17 protein-coding genes are annotated in these 15,920 nt (G+C 50.8%); 7 read left to right on the forward strand and 10 right to left on the reverse strand.

The window, feature by feature from the left end; all coding sequences use genetic code 11:
* Nucleotides 1–264: 264 nt before the first annotated feature.
* The 3 genes from BQ7364_RS04800 to BQ7364_RS04810 form a co-directional block, all read right to left on the reverse strand.
* Entirely contained in the window at nucleotides 265–570 is a 306-nt protein-coding gene (locus tag BQ7364_RS04800) for a hypothetical protein (protein WP_072683665.1), read from the reverse strand.
* A gap of 14 nt (nucleotides 571–584) precedes the next feature.
* Nucleotides 585–1,172, reverse strand: a complete 588-nt coding sequence (locus tag BQ7364_RS04805) for an HdeD family acid-resistance protein (RefSeq protein ID WP_072683666.1) — start codon at nucleotides 1,170–1,172, stop codon at nucleotides 585–587.
* A gap of 92 nt (nucleotides 1,173–1,264) precedes the next feature.
* Nucleotides 1,265–2,062, reverse strand: coding sequence for an HAD hydrolase family protein (locus BQ7364_RS04810; RefSeq protein WP_072683667.1), 798 nt, complete (start codon nucleotides 2,060–2,062; stop codon nucleotides 1,265–1,267).
* A 111-nt stretch (nucleotides 2,063–2,173) separates the two neighbouring features.
* Here BQ7364_RS04810 and BQ7364_RS04815 point away from each other — a divergent pair, with 111 nt between their 5' ends.
* From BQ7364_RS04815 to BQ7364_RS04825, 3 genes are all read left to right on the forward strand, one after another.
* Nucleotides 2,174–2,965 (forward strand): methyltransferase domain-containing protein, encoded by a 792-nt coding sequence (locus tag BQ7364_RS04815; protein ID WP_072683668.1) that lies wholly within the window; start codon nucleotides 2,174–2,176, stop codon nucleotides 2,963–2,965.
* A 69-nt stretch (nucleotides 2,966–3,034) separates the two neighbouring features.
* Nucleotides 3,035–3,772 carry a carbon-nitrogen hydrolase family protein gene (locus BQ7364_RS04820; protein ID WP_072683669.1) on the forward strand — a complete coding sequence of 246 codons (738 nt, stop codon included), beginning with the start codon at nucleotides 3,035–3,037 and terminating at the stop codon, nucleotides 3,770–3,772.
* A 118-nt stretch (nucleotides 3,773–3,890) separates the two neighbouring features.
* The gene (locus BQ7364_RS04825; RefSeq protein WP_072683670.1) at nucleotides 3,891–5,054 is read left to right on the forward strand and encodes a glycoside hydrolase family 88 protein; all 1,164 of its coding nucleotides are present in this window, start codon (nucleotides 3,891–3,893) and stop codon (nucleotides 5,052–5,054) included.
* 337 nt (nucleotides 5,055–5,391) lie between these two features.
* Here BQ7364_RS04825 and BQ7364_RS04830 read toward each other — a convergent pair whose 3' ends face one another.
* Entirely contained in the window at nucleotides 5,392–6,228 is an 837-nt protein-coding gene (locus BQ7364_RS04830; RefSeq protein WP_072683671.1) for a MurR/RpiR family transcriptional regulator, read from the reverse strand.
* A gap of 239 nt (nucleotides 6,229–6,467) precedes the next feature.
* On the opposite strand from BQ7364_RS04830, the gene BQ7364_RS04835 reads away from it, so the two are divergent.
* Nucleotides 6,468–6,896 (forward strand): PTS sugar transporter subunit IIA, encoded by a 429-nt coding sequence (locus BQ7364_RS04835; protein WP_072683672.1) that lies wholly within the window; start codon nucleotides 6,468–6,470, stop codon nucleotides 6,894–6,896.
* A complete protein-coding gene (locus tag BQ7364_RS04840; protein WP_072683673.1) occupies nucleotides 6,893–7,378 on the forward strand; it encodes a PTS sugar transporter subunit IIB in 486 nt (161 codons plus the stop codon). Before BQ7364_RS04835 ends, BQ7364_RS04840 begins: the two co-directional genes overlap by 4 nt.
* Nucleotides 7,379–7,496: 118 nt before the next feature.
* Here the strand turns inward: BQ7364_RS04840 and BQ7364_RS04845 are convergent, their stop codons facing one another.
* The 4 genes from BQ7364_RS04845 to BQ7364_RS04860 form a co-directional block, all read right to left on the reverse strand.
* On the reverse strand, nucleotides 7,497–8,432 hold the full coding sequence (locus BQ7364_RS04845) for a hypothetical protein (RefSeq protein WP_072683674.1): 936 nt from the start codon (nucleotides 8,430–8,432) through the stop codon (nucleotides 7,497–7,499).
* 101 nt (nucleotides 8,433–8,533) lie between these two features.
* Nucleotides 8,534–9,784, reverse strand: a complete 1,251-nt coding sequence (locus BQ7364_RS04850) for a metallophosphoesterase (RefSeq protein ID WP_072683675.1) — start codon at nucleotides 9,782–9,784, stop codon at nucleotides 8,534–8,536.
* A 311-nt stretch (nucleotides 9,785–10,095) separates the two neighbouring features.
* Nucleotides 10,096–10,572, reverse strand: coding sequence for a DUF1648 domain-containing protein (locus BQ7364_RS04855; protein ID WP_072683676.1), 477 nt, complete (start codon nucleotides 10,570–10,572; stop codon nucleotides 10,096–10,098).
* A gap of 393 nt (nucleotides 10,573–10,965) precedes the next feature.
* On the reverse strand, nucleotides 10,966–12,906 hold the full coding sequence (locus tag BQ7364_RS04860) for an FAD-binding protein (protein ID WP_072683677.1): 1,941 nt from the start codon (nucleotides 12,904–12,906) through the stop codon (nucleotides 10,966–10,968).
* A gap of 156 nt (nucleotides 12,907–13,062) precedes the next feature.
* Between BQ7364_RS04860 and BQ7364_RS04865 the strand changes: the two genes are divergently transcribed.
* Nucleotides 13,063–13,983 (forward strand): LysR family transcriptional regulator, encoded by a 921-nt coding sequence (locus BQ7364_RS04865; protein WP_083538432.1) that lies wholly within the window; start codon nucleotides 13,063–13,065, stop codon nucleotides 13,981–13,983.
* Nucleotides 13,984–14,424: 441 nt separating this feature from the next.
* Here the strand turns inward: BQ7364_RS04865 and BQ7364_RS17505 are convergent, their stop codons facing one another.
* Nucleotides 14,425–14,691 carry a hypothetical protein gene (locus BQ7364_RS17505; RefSeq protein ID WP_083538434.1) on the reverse strand — a complete coding sequence of 89 codons (267 nt, stop codon included), beginning with the start codon at nucleotides 14,689–14,691 and terminating at the stop codon, nucleotides 14,425–14,427.
* Between the two features lie 255 nt (nucleotides 14,692–14,946).
* On the opposite strand from BQ7364_RS17505, the gene BQ7364_RS18585 reads away from it, so the two are divergent.
* Nucleotides 14,947–15,120: a winged helix-turn-helix transcriptional regulator gene (locus BQ7364_RS18585; protein WP_369802545.1), complete on the forward strand. Its 174-nt coding sequence runs from the start codon at nucleotides 14,947–14,949 to the stop codon at nucleotides 15,118–15,120.
* A 229-nt stretch (nucleotides 15,121–15,349) separates the two neighbouring features.
* Here BQ7364_RS18585 and BQ7364_RS04875 read toward each other — a convergent pair whose 3' ends face one another.
* On the reverse strand, nucleotides 15,350–15,826 hold the full coding sequence (locus BQ7364_RS04875; protein WP_072683679.1) for an NUDIX hydrolase: 477 nt from the start codon (nucleotides 15,824–15,826) through the stop codon (nucleotides 15,350–15,352).
* Nucleotides 15,827–15,920: the final 94 nt, after the last annotated feature.

The raw sequence follows: 15,920 nt of genomic DNA on the forward strand, positions 1-15,920 counted from the left end.
TTTGTGAAAATTTCGCAGACAAGCCTTGTAAATTACGCTTTGACGAATCCCCCTTCAATGATGATCCTTGTAATGGACACAAATCTGCCAGGTTTCTTGATCACAACACCATCCTCCTGCCCCGCAATCTGCGCCCCCCGCAAGGGAAGGAAGCAAAAGCAAATCTTGTGGTACATCATAAACTGCTTTTATCCGCTGTCCTTTCTTTCAATCCTAAATAAAACCCGGTAAAATCCCGGGTCAACTTTGTCAGATCATCGTTAATTAATCAATGTTTTTGAGCACGGCCAGCTGGCGCTGAAGATCGGCGATCGTCATCTGCGAGGTGCGCACCTGTTCCAGCCAGTTTTCCACATCTTGCATCTCCCGCTCTTCTTCCCGAGCCGACACATAAGCCCGGCCAATTTCCATGTACGCCGTATTCAACATCTCTTCCGTGGCTTTCAGCTGCCGTTTCAGTTCGATCTGGCGTTTCGTCTGATCCAGCTTGTCCTTCGCCCGCTCCGTGCCCTTTTCCGCGGCCTGCGCAACGTTCTGGACAAGCTTTTCCGCCTGTTTCTTGAAATCCATTTCTGATTCCTCCCTTACCGGTTTTTAAAGGAAAGCATTTCGACAAACAACGCGATGCCTCCCAGTATACAATATGCCGCAATCAGCGTCGTCAGCACGATCGCCGAGCTTAACGGACTGATCAGAAAGCAAATTCCCGCGATCACCGAAAGCACGCCGCCCGCCATCGCCATGCCGGAACCCTCGACCCGAAAATAGTTCAGCTTCATCGCGTAATCAAGCTTATGAATTCCAATCACAATCGCGCTGACGCCCAGGAGGACGGCGAACACCGTGATGACCATTTCCGCATCGGCCCGCAAAAGCAGAACTGCGATCAACAGATCGAACAGCCCGCGGACAATCGTCAAACTTTGCCGAAACAGCGCGCTGGTTGACAGGTAATCAAGAATTTCCACGATCCCCACCAATCCGAGGATCACCGCAATCCCCCGCTCAATCCACAGGACGACCGATTGCGGACAGAACAACAGCACGATGCCCAGCACGACCAGCGCCGCCGCCAGACCCAATCCCATCCGGCGCAGGGAACGTAATTTACGGTTGATTTTATTCTGCATTTCATAAAAACTTTCCTGACTGCCTGAACTAAAAATAAACATAAAACCGCCTCCATTTTTCATTCAGCGTTATTTCTTTCTTTCATTATTCGCTTCTTTTCCCAGCTTGTCAACCTGCGCAGCCGGAAGTGCTCTCAATCTGCCAGCAGCCTGTCGATTAAATCTGCTACCCCTTCCTCACGGCAGCTTGCCAGCTGCGGCCAGCCGCGGTCTTTCAGAGTTTGGGAAGCGTTGGCGACGATATAAGGATGACCGACAATTTCCAGCATGCTCATATCGTTCTCACTGTCGCCAACCGCGTACAATTCGCTTAACTCCAGATGCAGCTTGTTTGCCAGAGCCCGCACCCCAACCGCCTTGGTCTGGCGCTGATCATGGATTTCCAGCAGCTCGCTGCTGGTGCGCATCAGCTGCAGCCCCAGCGCTTCCGGATGCAGCTGATGGCGCAAACGCCGCGGAGTTTCCTCATCATGAATATCAATGAACATCAACAGTTTAACAACCGCCTGAGGATCGATCGAATCGCGCAGCACTACATGCGGATCCTTTAAAAATTCCAGATGATCGATCTGCGACTGCGGCATCGGCCGGTTGATCACAATCTCATCCAGCGTGTATGCGAAATAAGGAATCCCCAGCTGATCCATCACGTCCATGCACCGCCGGCTCCGCGCCCCGACGCACGCCAGCCGCTCAAACCGGCCGGTCGAGGGTTCTGCCAGAACACCGCCGTTGGAAGCAATATGCCAGCCTTGCCGCATTCTCAGCAAGGCGATCAAATCGTCAAACGCACAGGCGTTCTTGCCGCTGGCAAACACCAGCCGATGTCCGGCCGCCAGCCACCGCCGCAGCGCGGCTTCACTGCGGAGCGGAAGTTCCTTCATCGCTTCAATCAAGGTGTTGTCAATATCCAGAATCAACGTTTTCACCATAACCTGTTTCTCCTTTGCGCTTCGTATGAACAAGACTTGTTCGTTGGAATTATTTTACCGTTTTTTATGTAAATATGCTACACTATCCCCATAAAAGAGAGGTCTTTGCTTATGATATCCTTCTTATGTCCGGTCTGCCGTCAGCCGCTGACGCTGAAGCAGTCGGTTTATCAATGCGAAAAACGCCACAGCTATGATCTGTCGCGTTTTCATTACGTCAATTTAATCCGCTCATCGAAGAAGATCCACGGCGATAACGCGGAAATGGTCAAAGCCCGGACACGCTTCCTGCAAAGCGGTGCTTACCAGCCGCTGAAAGCGAAGTTAACCGAATTCGTTCAGGCGCTCAATCCGTCGGCGGTGCTGGATTCCGGCTGCGGCGAGGGTTACTATACCGCGCTGTGCGAAACATTGAAAGATTGCGAATGCTTCGGGATCGACTTATCCAAGGAAGCCCTGAAACAGGCAGGCCGGAGTTGTCCTTCCGTTCATTTTGCGGCGGCGTCAGTCTTTGAGCTGCCGCTGCCGGATCAGTCGATTGATGTCATCTGGTCCTGCTTTGCGCCGCTGGCAATGGCGGAGAATGCGCGCGTGCTGAAAGCTCAGGGCAAACTGATCGTCGTGAGTCCCGGACCGCGGCACTTATGGGGCTTAAAAGAAGTCTTATATGATACTCCGTATCTCAATCCGCAGGAAACGATGACAACTCCGGAGTTTGATCTGATCGAAGAACAGACGTTGCATTATGAAATTCAGTTGGAAAGTCAGGCGCAGATTCAGGATCTCTTTACGATGACCCCGTATTATTACAAGACTTCGATTCAGGACAAACAGAAGCTGGCCGTTTTGACGCAGCTGTCGACGGAAGTGGAATTCATCCTGCGGATTTACGAGAAAAAATAATCCTGATTACAAATTAACGAAATCCCGCTCTGTTAAAATTACCCGGGAAATAATTGAGGTGAGTTCACCATGAAAATCACGCTGGCCGCCGCTTTCTCGATCCAGGGAAACATCAGTCAGAACATGGACAAAATTGAAGCTGTACTGCGGACGCATCCTGATCAGGATTTCGTCCTTTTCGGCGAGGCGTTTATTCAGGGCTTTAACAGCCTGAATTTCAATCCGGATCATGACCAGCAATTTGCTTTGGATCACGGCGATCCGCCGCTGCGCCGTCTGCAGGAAATGGCGAAAACGTTTCATTCCGGAATCGGCGTCGGGTATTTCCGATTTCATGCAGGAAAATGGACGAGCAATGATCTGATCATTTCCAATTCGGGAGAAATCCTGTTGGATTACGCGCGAATGTCGCCGGGCTGGAAAATTCCCGGCGCAAATCCTCAATTTTACACGGAAGGAAAGCAGAGCGGGATCTTCAGCTATCGGGGAAAACGAATCGGCGTACTGCTGTGCGGCGACGGCTGGACGGACGAGGTTGTTTCCGCGATGGTTTCGCAACAGCCGGACCTTGTATTCTGGCCGGTCTTCGTCTGCTTTCCTCTTGATGAATGGAAGCAGGGACAAGCTGAGGCGTATGCCGCTCAGGCCGCAAGCTTCGCAAAGCGGGTTGTGCTGATCAACAATCTGGACTCACCGGGGGTAAAGGAGCCGGCGCTGGGCGGCGCTTTCGATATTCAAAACGGACGGATTCGGGCTTCGCTGCCCTGGGCTCAGGAAGGCTGTCTGACACTGGAAATACCGGAATAACAATCCGGTTTTTTCTTTACCAGACAGGCAGATTAAATTTTCATTTCAGCTTGTATACAAGATTGTTGAACTTCTTGCATAAACTTGCTACAATAGGAACATAGAGAGGAGATTTCTCATGAACTTTGCAAACTATCCTGAACTGACCGATACCGAGCTCAACGACGCGATCCATTACGCCGTCGAACAGGTGCGCAGCGGCTTGAACGATTTCACCACCAGCATGAAGTATCCCAACAGCGTCAACAATTTTTATCCGCAGATGGACAATACCGAATGGACCAACGGTTTCTGGACCGGCGAGGTCTGGCTGGCTTATGAAGCGACGAAGGAAGAGTGCTTCAAACAGACCGGTCTGACGCATGTCGAAAGCTTCTTAGACCGCGTCAACCGCAACATCGTGCTGGAACATCATGACCTCGGTTTCCTGTACTCCCCTTCCTGCGTTGCGGCCTATAAACTGCTCAACGATGAAAAAGCCAAAGAAGCGGCGTTGAAAGCAGCGGACAAGCTGATCACCCGGTTTCAGGAAAAAGGCGGCTTTATTCAGGCCTGGGGTCCGTTGGGGGCGAAGGACAACTACCGCTTAATCATCGACTGTCTGCTGAACCTGCCGTTATTGTATTGGGCGACGGAAGTCAGCGGCGATCCGAAATATCGTGAAATCGCGCTGAAGCACATTCATACGGCGTTAAGCGTCGTCATCCGTCCGGATTATTCGACCTATCATACCTATTTCTTCGATCCGGAAACAGGCAAGCCGAGCCACGGCGTATCCCATCAGGGCAACCGCAACGAATCGGCCTGGGCCCGCGGTCAGAGCTGGGGCGTTTATGGTCTGGCGATCAGCTACAAATACACGCATAACCCGGAATATCTCGAGCTGTTCCGCCATGTCACGAAATACTTCATTGATCATCTGCCAGGTGATCTGATTCCATACTGGGATTTTGATTTCACCGACGGCAGCGATGAACCGCGTGATTCTTCAGCCAGCGCGATCGCAGCCTGCGGCATGCTGGAAATGGCGAAATACGTAGAAAAGGCAGAAGCTGACGAGCTGATCAGCGACGCCAGGCGGATGATCAAGGCTTTGTATGATCACTGCGCCGTCAAGGATCCGAAAATCTCCAACGGCCAGCTGCTCAACAGCACTTACTGCCGCAGCACCCCGACCAACGGCTGCCGTCAGCACGGCGTCGACGAATGCTGCAGCTGGGGGGATTACTTCTACTTTGAAGCGCTCACCCGCTTAAGCAAAGACTGGGAAATGTACTGGTAATCACTTTCCTGTACCGATCAAAGAAACAGCGTCCAACGGCGCTGTTTTTCTTATGGAGCCAGAAAGGGCTTTGCTTACAAAAAAAGGCGGCTGCTTTCCAAGAAGGCCCCATACTCTGAAAACGAGCCGGATTTCCAACGGCTTCTTCTTAGCTTCTTTCCCAACGCCTCGCTGAGCCTGCTTTTTTTATTTGATTGCATGCTGCTTTGTCAAAGAGGGCCGAAGCTCCCGCATTTCCCGCGGTTTTAGAGTTAAAAAAAACGCAAAAGCGATCTCAGCCTTTACGCTCCTGCCTGCTTATCCAGCCGTCCGCGGAAGGGACGAATTCTGGTTATCCTTACAGATACGTTTTCTTTTTCCGGTATTGCCAGAACTGATCATAATGTTGTTGAAAATAAGCGGAGAAGATGAGATCACAGAGAAACTGCGCCGAACAGGCCGATGAAAAATTGGCGATCTTGATCTGCGGATTTTCCTTGCTGCAAAGAAATAACCGGTAGTCCGCATAATAATGCAGCTTCGGATCCAGCCGGCTGGAGATCAGCACAATCTTCGCCTCATGCATCCGCAGCGCCTTTACGCATTCCAGCATGTAGCTGGAAATTCCCGCATAAGAAACCACCAAAGCCACGCTGTCGCGATCGGCGGTACTGCACACCAGCCGCCCGTCCGTCAGTTCTGAAGGCATCTGGATATTCACCCCGATTTCCTGCAGCTTCTGCATCAAACTCCGGCCGATCAACAAGTTGCTTCCGCTGCCGATGAAAAAGATCCGCCGGGCCTGCGTCAGCGTCTCAACGATCGCCCGGAATTCCTTAAAATCCAGCATGCGCAGCGTGTCGTCGACCGTCTGCTTGTAAATATTGGCGATGTTGGCCGTCAGGCTTTCAAGGCTGTCGTCAGAAGAAAAGGGCACGCTGAAGTCGACGTTCTGATACTGGCTGAGTTCTTCGTTCAACTCTTTCGACAACAACAATTTCAATTCGTTGAAGCCCTTCACTTCCATTTTCCGGCACAAGCGGAAAATACAGCTGATGGAGACATGACATTGTTCAGACAACTGGCGATAATCCATTTCAACCGCTTCCGTCGTATGCTTCAGAAGATATTCCGCAAGCGTTTGTTCATTCGCACTCAGCGAATGGGTATTTCTTAACCGTTCCCGGATATTCATGACAATCCCTCCTTCATTATAAAGAGACAATCGGGAAATGCAAATTTATCGGCTGAAATGACAATATTTTTTCGCTGGATTCTCTTATCTCACCAACAACTCAAAATTCTTTTCCAACCCCTTCCCTAACGCTGTTCAACCTCTTTTTGGCCGTTATAATAAGAGTAGAAGCGAGATACGGAGCCGGCAGCCTCTCGCCGGCGATCGATCTTCCTCTGAAGAAACGAGGAGATGAGTTTATGATTGGAATTCTGATCTGTGGTCATGATCACTTTGCCTGTGGGATGCGGGAAGCGGCGGAAATGTTATGCGGTCCGCAGGCTTATCTGCAGGCGCTGGACTACAAGCTGAACGAGGATCTCGACGTCTATCGTCAAAATCTGCGTAACCAGATTGAAGCCTGGGAGCCGGAAACCGAAGAAATCCTGTGTCTGTGCGACATTCAGGGCGGCTTTCCAATGGAAGCCTGCCTGACACAGCTTCCGGATAAGAAAGTTAAAATCATCACGGAGACGACCTTAACCTTACTGACCTATCTGCTTGTTCATCGCAATGGCAGCCAGAGTTCGCGTCAGTTAATTGACAACGCGCTGCTGGAAGCCAAAGAAGCCATTCATGTCATCGACCCGCAAATCTTGTTTGCGGATCAGAAAGGAGAAGCATCATGAGTATATTGAACATCCGCATCGACGAACGGCTGATCCATGGTCAGGTGGCTACCGTTTGGACAAATCAGCTGAATATTACACGTATTCTGGTCATTGATGATTTAGCCGCTGTTGACGACATCCAGAAAATCGCATTGAAAATGGCCTGTCCTTCTTCTTCCCGCTTATCCATTCTCAATGCGGAACGCGCGGTTCAGCGATTAAATGAAAATGCTTATGATAAAGACCGTCTGATGATTATCATGCGGGGGCCGGCTACCGCCAGAAAGGTTCTGGATCTGGGTTATTTCATGCCAACCATCAATGTCGGCAACATTTCGAATAAAATCGGATCCACGCGCATCAAGCATACTGTCTGCGTTACGCCGCAGGAAGCGGAAGATTTCCGTTACATCGAATCCAAAGGTGTCAAAGTGACGATTCAGATGCTGCCTCAGGATGAAAAGCTTGATTTTATGCCAATGATCGCCAATATTCATTAATTTTCTTTTTCCATAAGTGCGCTGAAAAAGCGAAACCCAGCCCGGCTGCAACCCGGGCTGGGTCTTTTTCATTGGGCGGCAACAGCGCGGCGATTAAGAAAGACCTCGATTTCTGAAATCAAGCCTGCTCAATCAAAAGTCTGCGCTGGCGCGTCAGCTTTGCGCTTTCACGGCAGGCCTGATCCTGCAGCGCCATCAGATGATCCAGCAGCGCTTGAATCTCCCTGCGGGTCCGTTCAGCCTGAACGCAAGCTTTTTCCACCCGCTCCGAAACGGTCCAGTCCGTAACGAAACTGTCAAACAGGATATCCAGAATTCGTAAAAACGGATCGAGCGTTAATCCCAGCGAGGGGTGAAGCTCCACATCCGCCAGCTCGCTTTCAAAACAACGCAGCTGCTCTTCCAGCTGCCGGGCCAGCTGCTGCGCCTCATCCAGACAGCGATGCTTCACAAAGCCGGTGATCATTCCGCCGCCAAATAAATCGACGGTCGCCCACGTCCGCGCTTCATCCATTTTTTCAACCAGCTGGCAAGCCAGACCCCGCGCCATTTCCCCGGCGTCGGCGGCTTCCCGCAATTCCTTCTGCTTTCGCTCCCATTCCCTCTGCCGCATTTCCAGCCGCAACAGGGCGGCGGCTTTCTGCGGATGTTCCTCCGCCAGCTGATCCGCTTTCTGTTCCAACAGCGATGCCCAACGTTTCCCGCAATCCTTCAGCGTATGAAGCTCCTGTTCGATCCGGGCGATCCGGGCTTCCAGTTTTTCCTGCTGCCGGCAGGCGGCCTCAACTCTGACGGCGGCGACAACCGCTTCCTGACGCTGCTCTGACAGTTTTTCATGCCACTGACCGTTAAGCCGTGCCCACAAAGTGGTCCAGCTGAAGGCTTCAAGCTGATCAACATCCTGTTCTTCCTTCTTTAATCGCTGCTTCCGCTGCCCGACTTCTCCATTCAACGTTACCTGCTGAGCTTTCAGGCGCTCCAACTGAGCCTTCAGTTTCACCTGTCGGTCCCGCTGTCTGCGGATTTCTTCCCATTCCTGATCCAATGCCGTCATCTTTGATTCTCCTCATCCTGTCTTTGTTTAACATGTTGCTTGTCCTATCGGTATTTTCAGTTTTAACGTCGCCCGTGGATTATCGGATTGGGCGCCGGACTTCAATACGCCACATGAACGTGATCTCCAGGACTTTGTTCAGTCCTGGTTAACAACGCCTTTAGCCAGCGTTTCCAGATGGTATCCGGTCCCAGCGTCTGCCAGGCTTGATAGCCGGGATGCGCAAGCAGCTCGGCCCGGACTTGATCGAGCTGACCCTGACGGTAGCTGAACATCGTCTGCTGAAACAAATCCTCCATCGCTTGCCGCTGTTCACAAGTCAGTTCCACATTTTTCAATGTAGAATCCAGCGTGTTTTGATTTGCCTGGCGTTGAGCCTGGACCGAATAGGCGGGAAAGTCGAGCAGATCGGGGTTGGAAAGTCCCTGCTTCTTCGCCCAGGTGGCGACGTCGATTGTCCTTTGCGTGTAGTCCAGCTCTCCCTGCGTGCTGATCTCGATGCGGCCATAGGTATTCGGCCAGGCAATCGGCATCGGCAGTACGATTTCCGTCAGACTTTGGGATCCGATCGTTTCCGTCTGAATATGCCCCGTGTGGCGGTGACCGCTGATGTGCGTCCTGATATTCAGCTGTTCCAGCAATGTCTTCGCCGCATCGGCCGTATGGACGATATCGTTGGATGTGGTCACGGTGTGATCGAGCAGATTGTGATGGCTGAACGTCAGTGTCAGCCAGCCTGACTCGCGCGCCTGATTTCCCAGTGTTTTCAGCCATTCCAATGTCGAGGCGGACAGTGTTCCTTCACTGCCGCCGGGTCGTTCACTGTTGGTATCGAGCAGAATCAACAGCACGCCGGCCTCGGTAAGCTCCGCGTAACTCAGCGACGCGGGATCGCGCGAATAAGCCTGATCATATCCGAATTCATGATACAGAGACACAAATTCCTCGCGGGTTACCATCGCCAGATCATGGTTGCCGCAAATCACCCGCACCGGTACGGTTTCATTCACTTTCCGCAGCAGTTCAGCCATTTTCTGATGATCCTGTGCATCGCCCTGATTGACTAAATCACCTGTCAGGATAATGTAGTCGGGTTTCGCCGCTTCCATCTGTGCCAGCATCGCCGAAGTGATGGCTTCGTTGTAGATCATCTGCGGCACTACGGACACCTGCGACTGCAGCCGCTCGCTTTGATAATGAAGATCTGACGAGAAAAGCAGCGTTAATGGCGTCTTAAGTTCTGCAAAAGGGATCGCCGAGAGGGCCTGCGGTTGAGAGGGAATGGCCGGAACTGCCGTGCAGCCGCTAAGGCAGAGCGCCAGTCCCAGTATTTTCATCATCTTTTTTAACATCGGTCTTTTCCTCAGATTCTTTTTTATCCCATGATCCCATGCCTCGGACAAAACCGCAAGCGGCGGCGGACATGGAATTTTCTGATCGCAGGCTTGTAGAATCCCGCGATTGGATATTTCTGGTTCTCATTGTAGCCAAATTTCAATGTCATTGCCACGACTTTGACCACTTTTTTTCGCAGTTTGGCAGCATAACCAATTCTCGGCCGCCAGACAGTTTCCCATACGCTTTCTTTCCAGGCCGCCGCGGATCTTTGATTGATTTTATCATCGGTATCCCAAACGTTGTCCTCACTCTCCGGCTATTGGGATCAGCGGTATTTTTTCGCAGTATGCACGCACCAGAAAATAGCGGCGCAAATTCCGACAGCCACGCTCAGCACAAACCCGAGGATCAACCCGGCGGGCAGTGAACGGCCAGTCATGCTGAAATATTCCAGCAGTGCAAACCAGAGGACCACAAGCAGCTCTGCCAGGGAGAGAATCCTCAATGTAACTGCCTCAAGCGCTTCGCGGTTATGTTCCGTAACTGCAACCGGAATATTCCACAGCTTCGGATGCCGGCTGACCCATTCCAAACCCGCCATCATCAGAATTGAAATCCATGGCAGAACCAGCAGCTCAGCTTTGCTTCCCCAGCGGTCGACCTTTCCGGCCGCGTCGAAATGAGCCGGGATCCGATCAGGCAGAGAAGCCCATCGCAGAAATAAACCTGTCAGCTGGACGATCACGATCAGCCAACATCCGTTTCGGCACCTTTGATGAAATTGCTTCGCTTTTTCTTTCATTTCACATTCCTCCCCATGGACTCCATCGAATTCCAACCTCCGCGCATTTTCCTTAGCTCCAGCCTTCCACTGATCCCAAACCTTTTCAAGCCCTTTTTCAACGGAGAGCGCCTGCGCCTGATTCTTCGTTTATTGTACGCGTTTCCGCATTCCCAATGCAATCCCCGACCTCGTGCAGAACTTTAAAATTGCAAAAAAAGAGTCTGCCCCTTATTTTGGGAAAGACAGACTCTTGTCAGGAAGCTATAACATTGAAGGATTGACGTGAAGGAAAGGCGGAAGTTGACTGCCAAAGCCGGAGGGAATCGCAGCCAGCCTCCCCGCGCCTTCCGGAATAGGGATCCTGCGGATTGCTTTCCTTTCTGCGGATGAATTTGTTTTTACCGCTGAAGCTTATTTGAAGATTGCCTTTAACGCGTCCAACAGGTTGTTGGAATCCAGCGTGGCGCCGGAGATCGCGTCGACTTCGACATTCTGACCGTTGATCACTTCGTCGAAGAAGGCTTTCAGCTGGTCGTCGTCCATAAACATATTTTCGCGTCCGGATACGATTTCCAGATTGGTAATCTTGCCACCCTCAACCGTAGCCCGCAGTGTGTACTCGCCATGATTGCCCTTGATCAGCTGATCATACTGACCATCCGGTTTCTTGGTGATGTCGATAGTTTCCTCAACCTCGCCGCTGACCTCCGTCGTGACCGTCGAACGGCCGCCGAATGCCGTATCCGCCGCAGCACGTCCGGTTGCGATGGCTTCCGCCAAGAACATTCCATTTTGATACAGGTTGGAAACATACGAGCCTAACTCGCCGGCTTCGTACAGATTCGGAATCGGATTGTCATTCCAATCCAGCACCTGAGCTTTGACGTTGCGTTCCGCGCCGCCGGTCGTCGCCACCAGCGTCGGAGTAATGCCGACGGCATAGAACGGTGCGGTATCAATCGGTTCCATTGTTTCCACGCTGCGGCCGAATTCGTCGCGTCCGGATTTGCATCCGGCATTGTAGTCGTCGATCGTGGCTTTCAGCGCTTCTGGATCGCGGCCCAGTTTTTCTGCCAGTTCTTCAATCGTATCGGCTTTGATGATCCAGCCCTTCGCCACTTCTTCGGAGTTATCGTCGGACCAGACGTAGCCTTCAGTTGTGATCGGCCAGCTCAGCCACTTCGTGACGATCGCGCCGGCCGTGCGGGTCTTTTCATCGAAGATCAAATCAACCGGCAGAGCGCGGTCATGCGGCAGATCGACATAATGGCCGTATTCCTTAAATTTCATGTGCTGACGATGATACGCCGCGGATTCGTTGTAGAAACGCTTGTTATCGGCGCAGACCTCGATCCAGCTCTTGCCGGCCATCGAGAAGTTGCGCATGAATGTCGCTTCGTGTTCCGGCACCTTGATGCCCAGCCAGAAGCCGCCCGACTGCGTCTGATTCTTCATGTGCCAGATCTTCGCGCCAGTGTTCATCAACGCGTGGATGCCATCGCCTGTGTTGCCCGGAGTCCCGCCGGTGTAAACAACGTCCATCCCATGGAAATCGCGCTGCATCTGTAAATTATTTTCGTAACCGCCGCAGGCCAACAGGACACCCTTATTGGCTTTGATGCGGATTTCCTTGCCATCCGCGCCCTTGGCGACGACGCCCTTAACCTCTTTGGTTTCCAGATTCTGAATCAAGCTTGTAAAGGCCGTTGAGAACATCAGTTCAATATTTTCACCGCGGTCACGAACCGCCAGATCGAAACCTCTCCAGACGCCGCCGTATTCGAACGTCGTTCCGGCTTTGCGGACATGCGCGGAACAGCCCTTAAAGCTGGATCCGTCCAGATCCGGGAATTCCGTAACTAATGAGCCCCAGGCCAGCGGTCCTCCGCCGACATAGCCCAGCTCATAGCCCACTTTATCAACCGTCGCCTGAATCCAGCCGCGCTGATCAGAGAATTCCTTCGCCATGAAATCGACATATTCTTCCGGAATCGGATTCGGCTGACTGCAGGCGATCAGGTATTTCTTAAAGGTCTCCAGATCATCCGGCGCCGGCACGATCACGGTCTGGCCGGATGCGATCGAGTTGCCGCCCGCCTGCGCTTCTTCCATTTTTTCCAGAATACAGATCTTGGCGTTGGGGTCAATGTCGTTGGCTTCCAGCGCGGCGGCTTCCCCCGCCAAACCATAGCCGACGATCAGGAAATCGCATTCCTTGTCAAACTTTTCCTCCGTTGTCGCAGCCGCCGGTGCGTCGTTGGACGAACAAGCACCTAACAGCCCCAGTGCCGCAGCCCCCGCGACGGTCGCGGCGCTGCCTTTCAAAAAGTCCCGTCGAGAAATATTCTTCATTTTCTTTCCCTCCTCTGGTTTCACATTGTGAAACTTTTGTCGATTTCATTATAGGATTGCAAGGGGTTTCAAACAATCGAAATACTTTATCGTTTAATAAAATTTTTTTATTATACATCAAGAAATCTGATACAATGTGATTAGCTGATCGTCAATATGATCACAAAGGGGGAATTGTCGTTGAACACCAGCCAGATCCGTGCTTTTCTTACCGTCGCTCAAACCTTGAGCTACATCCGTGCCGCCGAACTGCTCTATACCACGCAGCCGGTCGTCAGCTATCAGATCAAAGCGCTGGAAACGGAGCTGGGCGTCACCTTGTTCAACCGCACGCACCGCAGCGTGGAGCTGACAGCCGCCGGGTCCTATTTTTATAAGCAAATGGAACCGCTGCTGCGGCAGCTGGAAGCGATCGTTCAAACTGTACAGTCGATGAACGCCCAGACGCCGAAGCTGATTAACTTGTTAGTCCGCCGTCTGGCTGATTACGGCAAGCTGACGCAGATCATCAAAAATTACTCGGAGACATGTCCGCTGATTCATGTTAATATCCTGACGCAGGAGGATCGCGGCAGCCGTCAGCTGCTGATCACCGGCGAAGTGGAGATGGCCTTCTGTTATCAATACGAAGTGGAGAGTGATCCCAAGTTGAAATTTCTGCCGATTATGGAATCGCAGTATTACGTGCTTGTCAGTAAAACGCATCCGCTGGCAGCGTATAAATATCTGACTTTCGACGATTTGGCAGGCCAGAAGCTGATCCTGGCCAATACGGAGCTGCACCGCAATCCGCGGCTGATCACAAGGCCGCAGCTGCAGGCAAAAAAGATCGTAGTACAGACCGTTTACACAAGTTTTGACAGTATGTTGATCGCGGTGCAGTCGGGAATCGGTTTCACCATTCTGCCCTGCTCGCGGTCAAAGAAATTCTCCGGCTTATTGAAAATTCCGCTGAAGGATGTCAGACCGATGCCGTTAGGCATCGCGTGGTATGGCGCGCGGATGTCGCCGGAACTGGAAGCATTCATCGCGCTTGCTGAAAAGCAGAATGTCGAACAACCGCCCGCCATTGTATGATCCGTGAATCAAAAGTAACCAAAGCCGCAGCTTAAGAAAATTCAGCTGCCCGATAATAAAACGTTATGGCAGCACTGTACCTCTTTATGATGCTGTTCTCTTCAATTCCAGATTTGCGTTTAACGTCAGACTCATCGTGAATCCGTCGTCATTACCGTTTTTCCCTATTGACAGTTTTTTTCAGATAACCATTCTGTGCGATTTCAGGCATTCTGTTGGTATTGCCATGGACGCCGGAAAAAAGCATTCCAAGATCATAAAAACTGATATCATTGACAATCGCAAACTGATAATAGAACACTGCCTGCTCAAAGATCCGAAAATAAGCGTCTGCCGAAGCCATAAGGAGGGCACAGTCATAAACCTTATACTATTATAACGGATCAGCGGCAAATTCTGATCCGTTTTACGCCAGACAATAAAAGCGGCCGACGAAGGCTTTCAGCTTCGCGGAAAATGTCCAAAAATAAAGCGGGGGGAGCAAACACAAATCAACAACACTGTTTTGATTTTCAAAATCAGTGAATGCAAATCGTCGTGCTGAACACAAGGGTTGCCATAATGATAGACATTGCGGCCCGGGCATCCTTCGTCACGGGCTTCATCCGAAGAAACATCTTCTGTCGGATAACCCGCATCCTTCTCCCCCTGATCAACGAGCTGGCGGATATTTTCCTTTGGACGACCGCCGCTCAGGATCACTAACACATGTTTTATTTTGATCTCCCTTTCCTTTCTCGAATGCTTTTTATCGTGGAAATTCTATTATCGGTTCTTCCCTGATGAAGTACATACTTTTCTGATATATACCCTCCTTCAGAGAAGTGATATCCATGAGTATCGAATAAGTCAGCCGAAAAAAGCAATCGGTGTCAGATAGCCATCTGGTTATACTTTGACGATGATCGGAAGAAAATGGCGACTCATCAAATTATATTATGTTGATTAGTTGAACATTAAAAAATCAGGTTTAACAAGTTGTATCGGAAAAGGGGAACGATTCTGTATGAAACCTTAAGCGGACTATTAAAGAAAATGGAAAGAGACGCACTGATCCTGCGGCAAAAGTATCCGCAAATCCAGGTGAAGTTAGAGAACAGCCCACAGATAAAGGCCGTTCGCTCTATCCAATCATAGAAACAATGTGTCCATGGGGATTGATAGATCATGAACCAGCCTATAAGTCCACTCAGGCTGCGCCTGTCCTTTCAAAGAAAAGGCCTTCAATCCAAAAAGAACAGGATGCCATGCAGAAATAATCATCTGCCTGTATCCTGTTTCCCATACTGTTTTTTTGTATATAGATTTGATTGAATTCTGGCGAAATTTTTTAAGCAGACCTTATCTAAGAGGACAGGATTCATCTTCAATTTTGATCCAGTATCAATTCCACATGGTCCGGTAAGGTTCTGACATGGGTTTTGACGAATTCCGGCTGAAAATTGAGATGACTTAATTCATTGAAAGCAACCCATTCAAAACGATGTTCTATTTGGCCTTCCCAACGGGAAAAAGAATTCATCGACCGCAGCAAGGAGGATTTACGCAAGGAAACGAGAAAATAAAAACAGATTTCATGAAACCGCCGTTGGCTGGCCGCTTCCGTGAAGAACGCCTGCGTCACCCATAACGGCCTTTCAATTACAGCCTGGATCCCGATTTCCTCTTGTAATTCACGAATCAATGCCTGTTGAGCTGTTTCATTCAGCTTTACGCGGCCGCCTGGCAAATAGGCATAAGGCAGTTTCTTATCCTTCATCACAAGCAGATTTTCACCGCAAAGCATCACCGCACAGGTCCTGACATTGAAACAGGATGTTCCGACATCAAATGAAATATCCATGTTCATCGCCTCCTGATTCTCAGGATAACGAATGCTCTGGAAAAACGCAAGCGGAATTCAGGAAAAGTCGTATTCTGATCCAAGTCAGAATTAT

This window comes from Holdemania sp. Marseille-P2844, from assembly GCF_900120005.1.
GTDB lineage: Bacteria > Bacillota_I > Bacilli_A > Erysipelotrichales > Erysipelotrichaceae > Holdemania.

What these genes read in the sequence shown, in the direction of transcription:
- BQ7364_RS04850 (WP_072683675.1), bottom strand. Translation starts at nt 9,784, where the DNA reads ATGTTAAAAAAGATGATGAAAATACTGGGACTGGCGCTCTGCCTTAGC.
- BQ7364_RS04810 (WP_072683667.1), bottom strand. Translation starts at nt 2,062, where the DNA reads ATGGTGAAAACGTTGATTCTGGATATTGACAACACCTTGATTGAAGCG.
- BQ7364_RS04825 (WP_072683670.1), top strand. Translation starts at nt 3,891, where the DNA reads ATGAACTTTGCAAACTATCCTGAACTGACCGATACCGAGCTCAACGAC.
- BQ7364_RS04840 (WP_072683673.1), top strand. Translation starts at nt 6,893, where the DNA reads ATGAGTATATTGAACATCCGCATCGACGAACGGCTGATCCATGGTCAG.
- BQ7364_RS04815 (WP_072683668.1), top strand. Translation starts at nt 2,174, where the DNA reads ATGATATCCTTCTTATGTCCGGTCTGCCGTCAGCCGCTGACGCTGAAG.
- BQ7364_RS04805 (WP_072683666.1), bottom strand. Translation starts at nt 1,172, where the DNA reads ATGTTTATTTTTAGTTCAGGCAGTCAGGAAAGTTTTTATGAAATGCAG.
- BQ7364_RS04835 (WP_072683672.1), top strand. Translation starts at nt 6,468, where the DNA reads ATGATTGGAATTCTGATCTGTGGTCATGATCACTTTGCCTGTGGGATG.
- BQ7364_RS04865 (WP_083538432.1), top strand. Translation starts at nt 13,063, where the DNA reads ATGATCACAAAGGGGGAATTGTCGTTGAACACCAGCCAGATCCGTGCT.
- BQ7364_RS04845 (WP_072683674.1), bottom strand. Translation starts at nt 8,432, where the DNA reads ATGACGGCATTGGATCAGGAATGGGAAGAAATCCGCAGACAGCGGGAC.
- BQ7364_RS04830 (WP_072683671.1), bottom strand. Translation starts at nt 6,228, where the DNA reads ATGAATATCCGGGAACGGTTAAGAAATACCCATTCGCTGAGTGCGAAT.
- BQ7364_RS04820 (WP_072683669.1), top strand. Translation starts at nt 3,035, where the DNA reads ATGAAAATCACGCTGGCCGCCGCTTTCTCGATCCAGGGAAACATCAGT.
- BQ7364_RS04875 (WP_072683679.1), bottom strand. Translation starts at nt 15,826, where the DNA reads ATGGATATTTCATTTGATGTCGGAACATCCTGTTTCAATGTCAGGACC.
- BQ7364_RS04860 (WP_072683677.1), bottom strand. Translation starts at nt 12,906, where the DNA reads ATGAAGAATATTTCTCGACGGGACTTTTTGAAAGGCAGCGCCGCGACC.
- BQ7364_RS04855 (WP_072683676.1), bottom strand. Translation starts at nt 10,572, where the DNA reads ATGAAAGAAAAAGCGAAGCAATTTCATCAAAGGTGCCGAAACGGATGT.
- BQ7364_RS04800 (WP_072683665.1), bottom strand. Translation starts at nt 570, where the DNA reads ATGGATTTCAAGAAACAGGCGGAAAAGCTTGTCCAGAACGTTGCGCAG.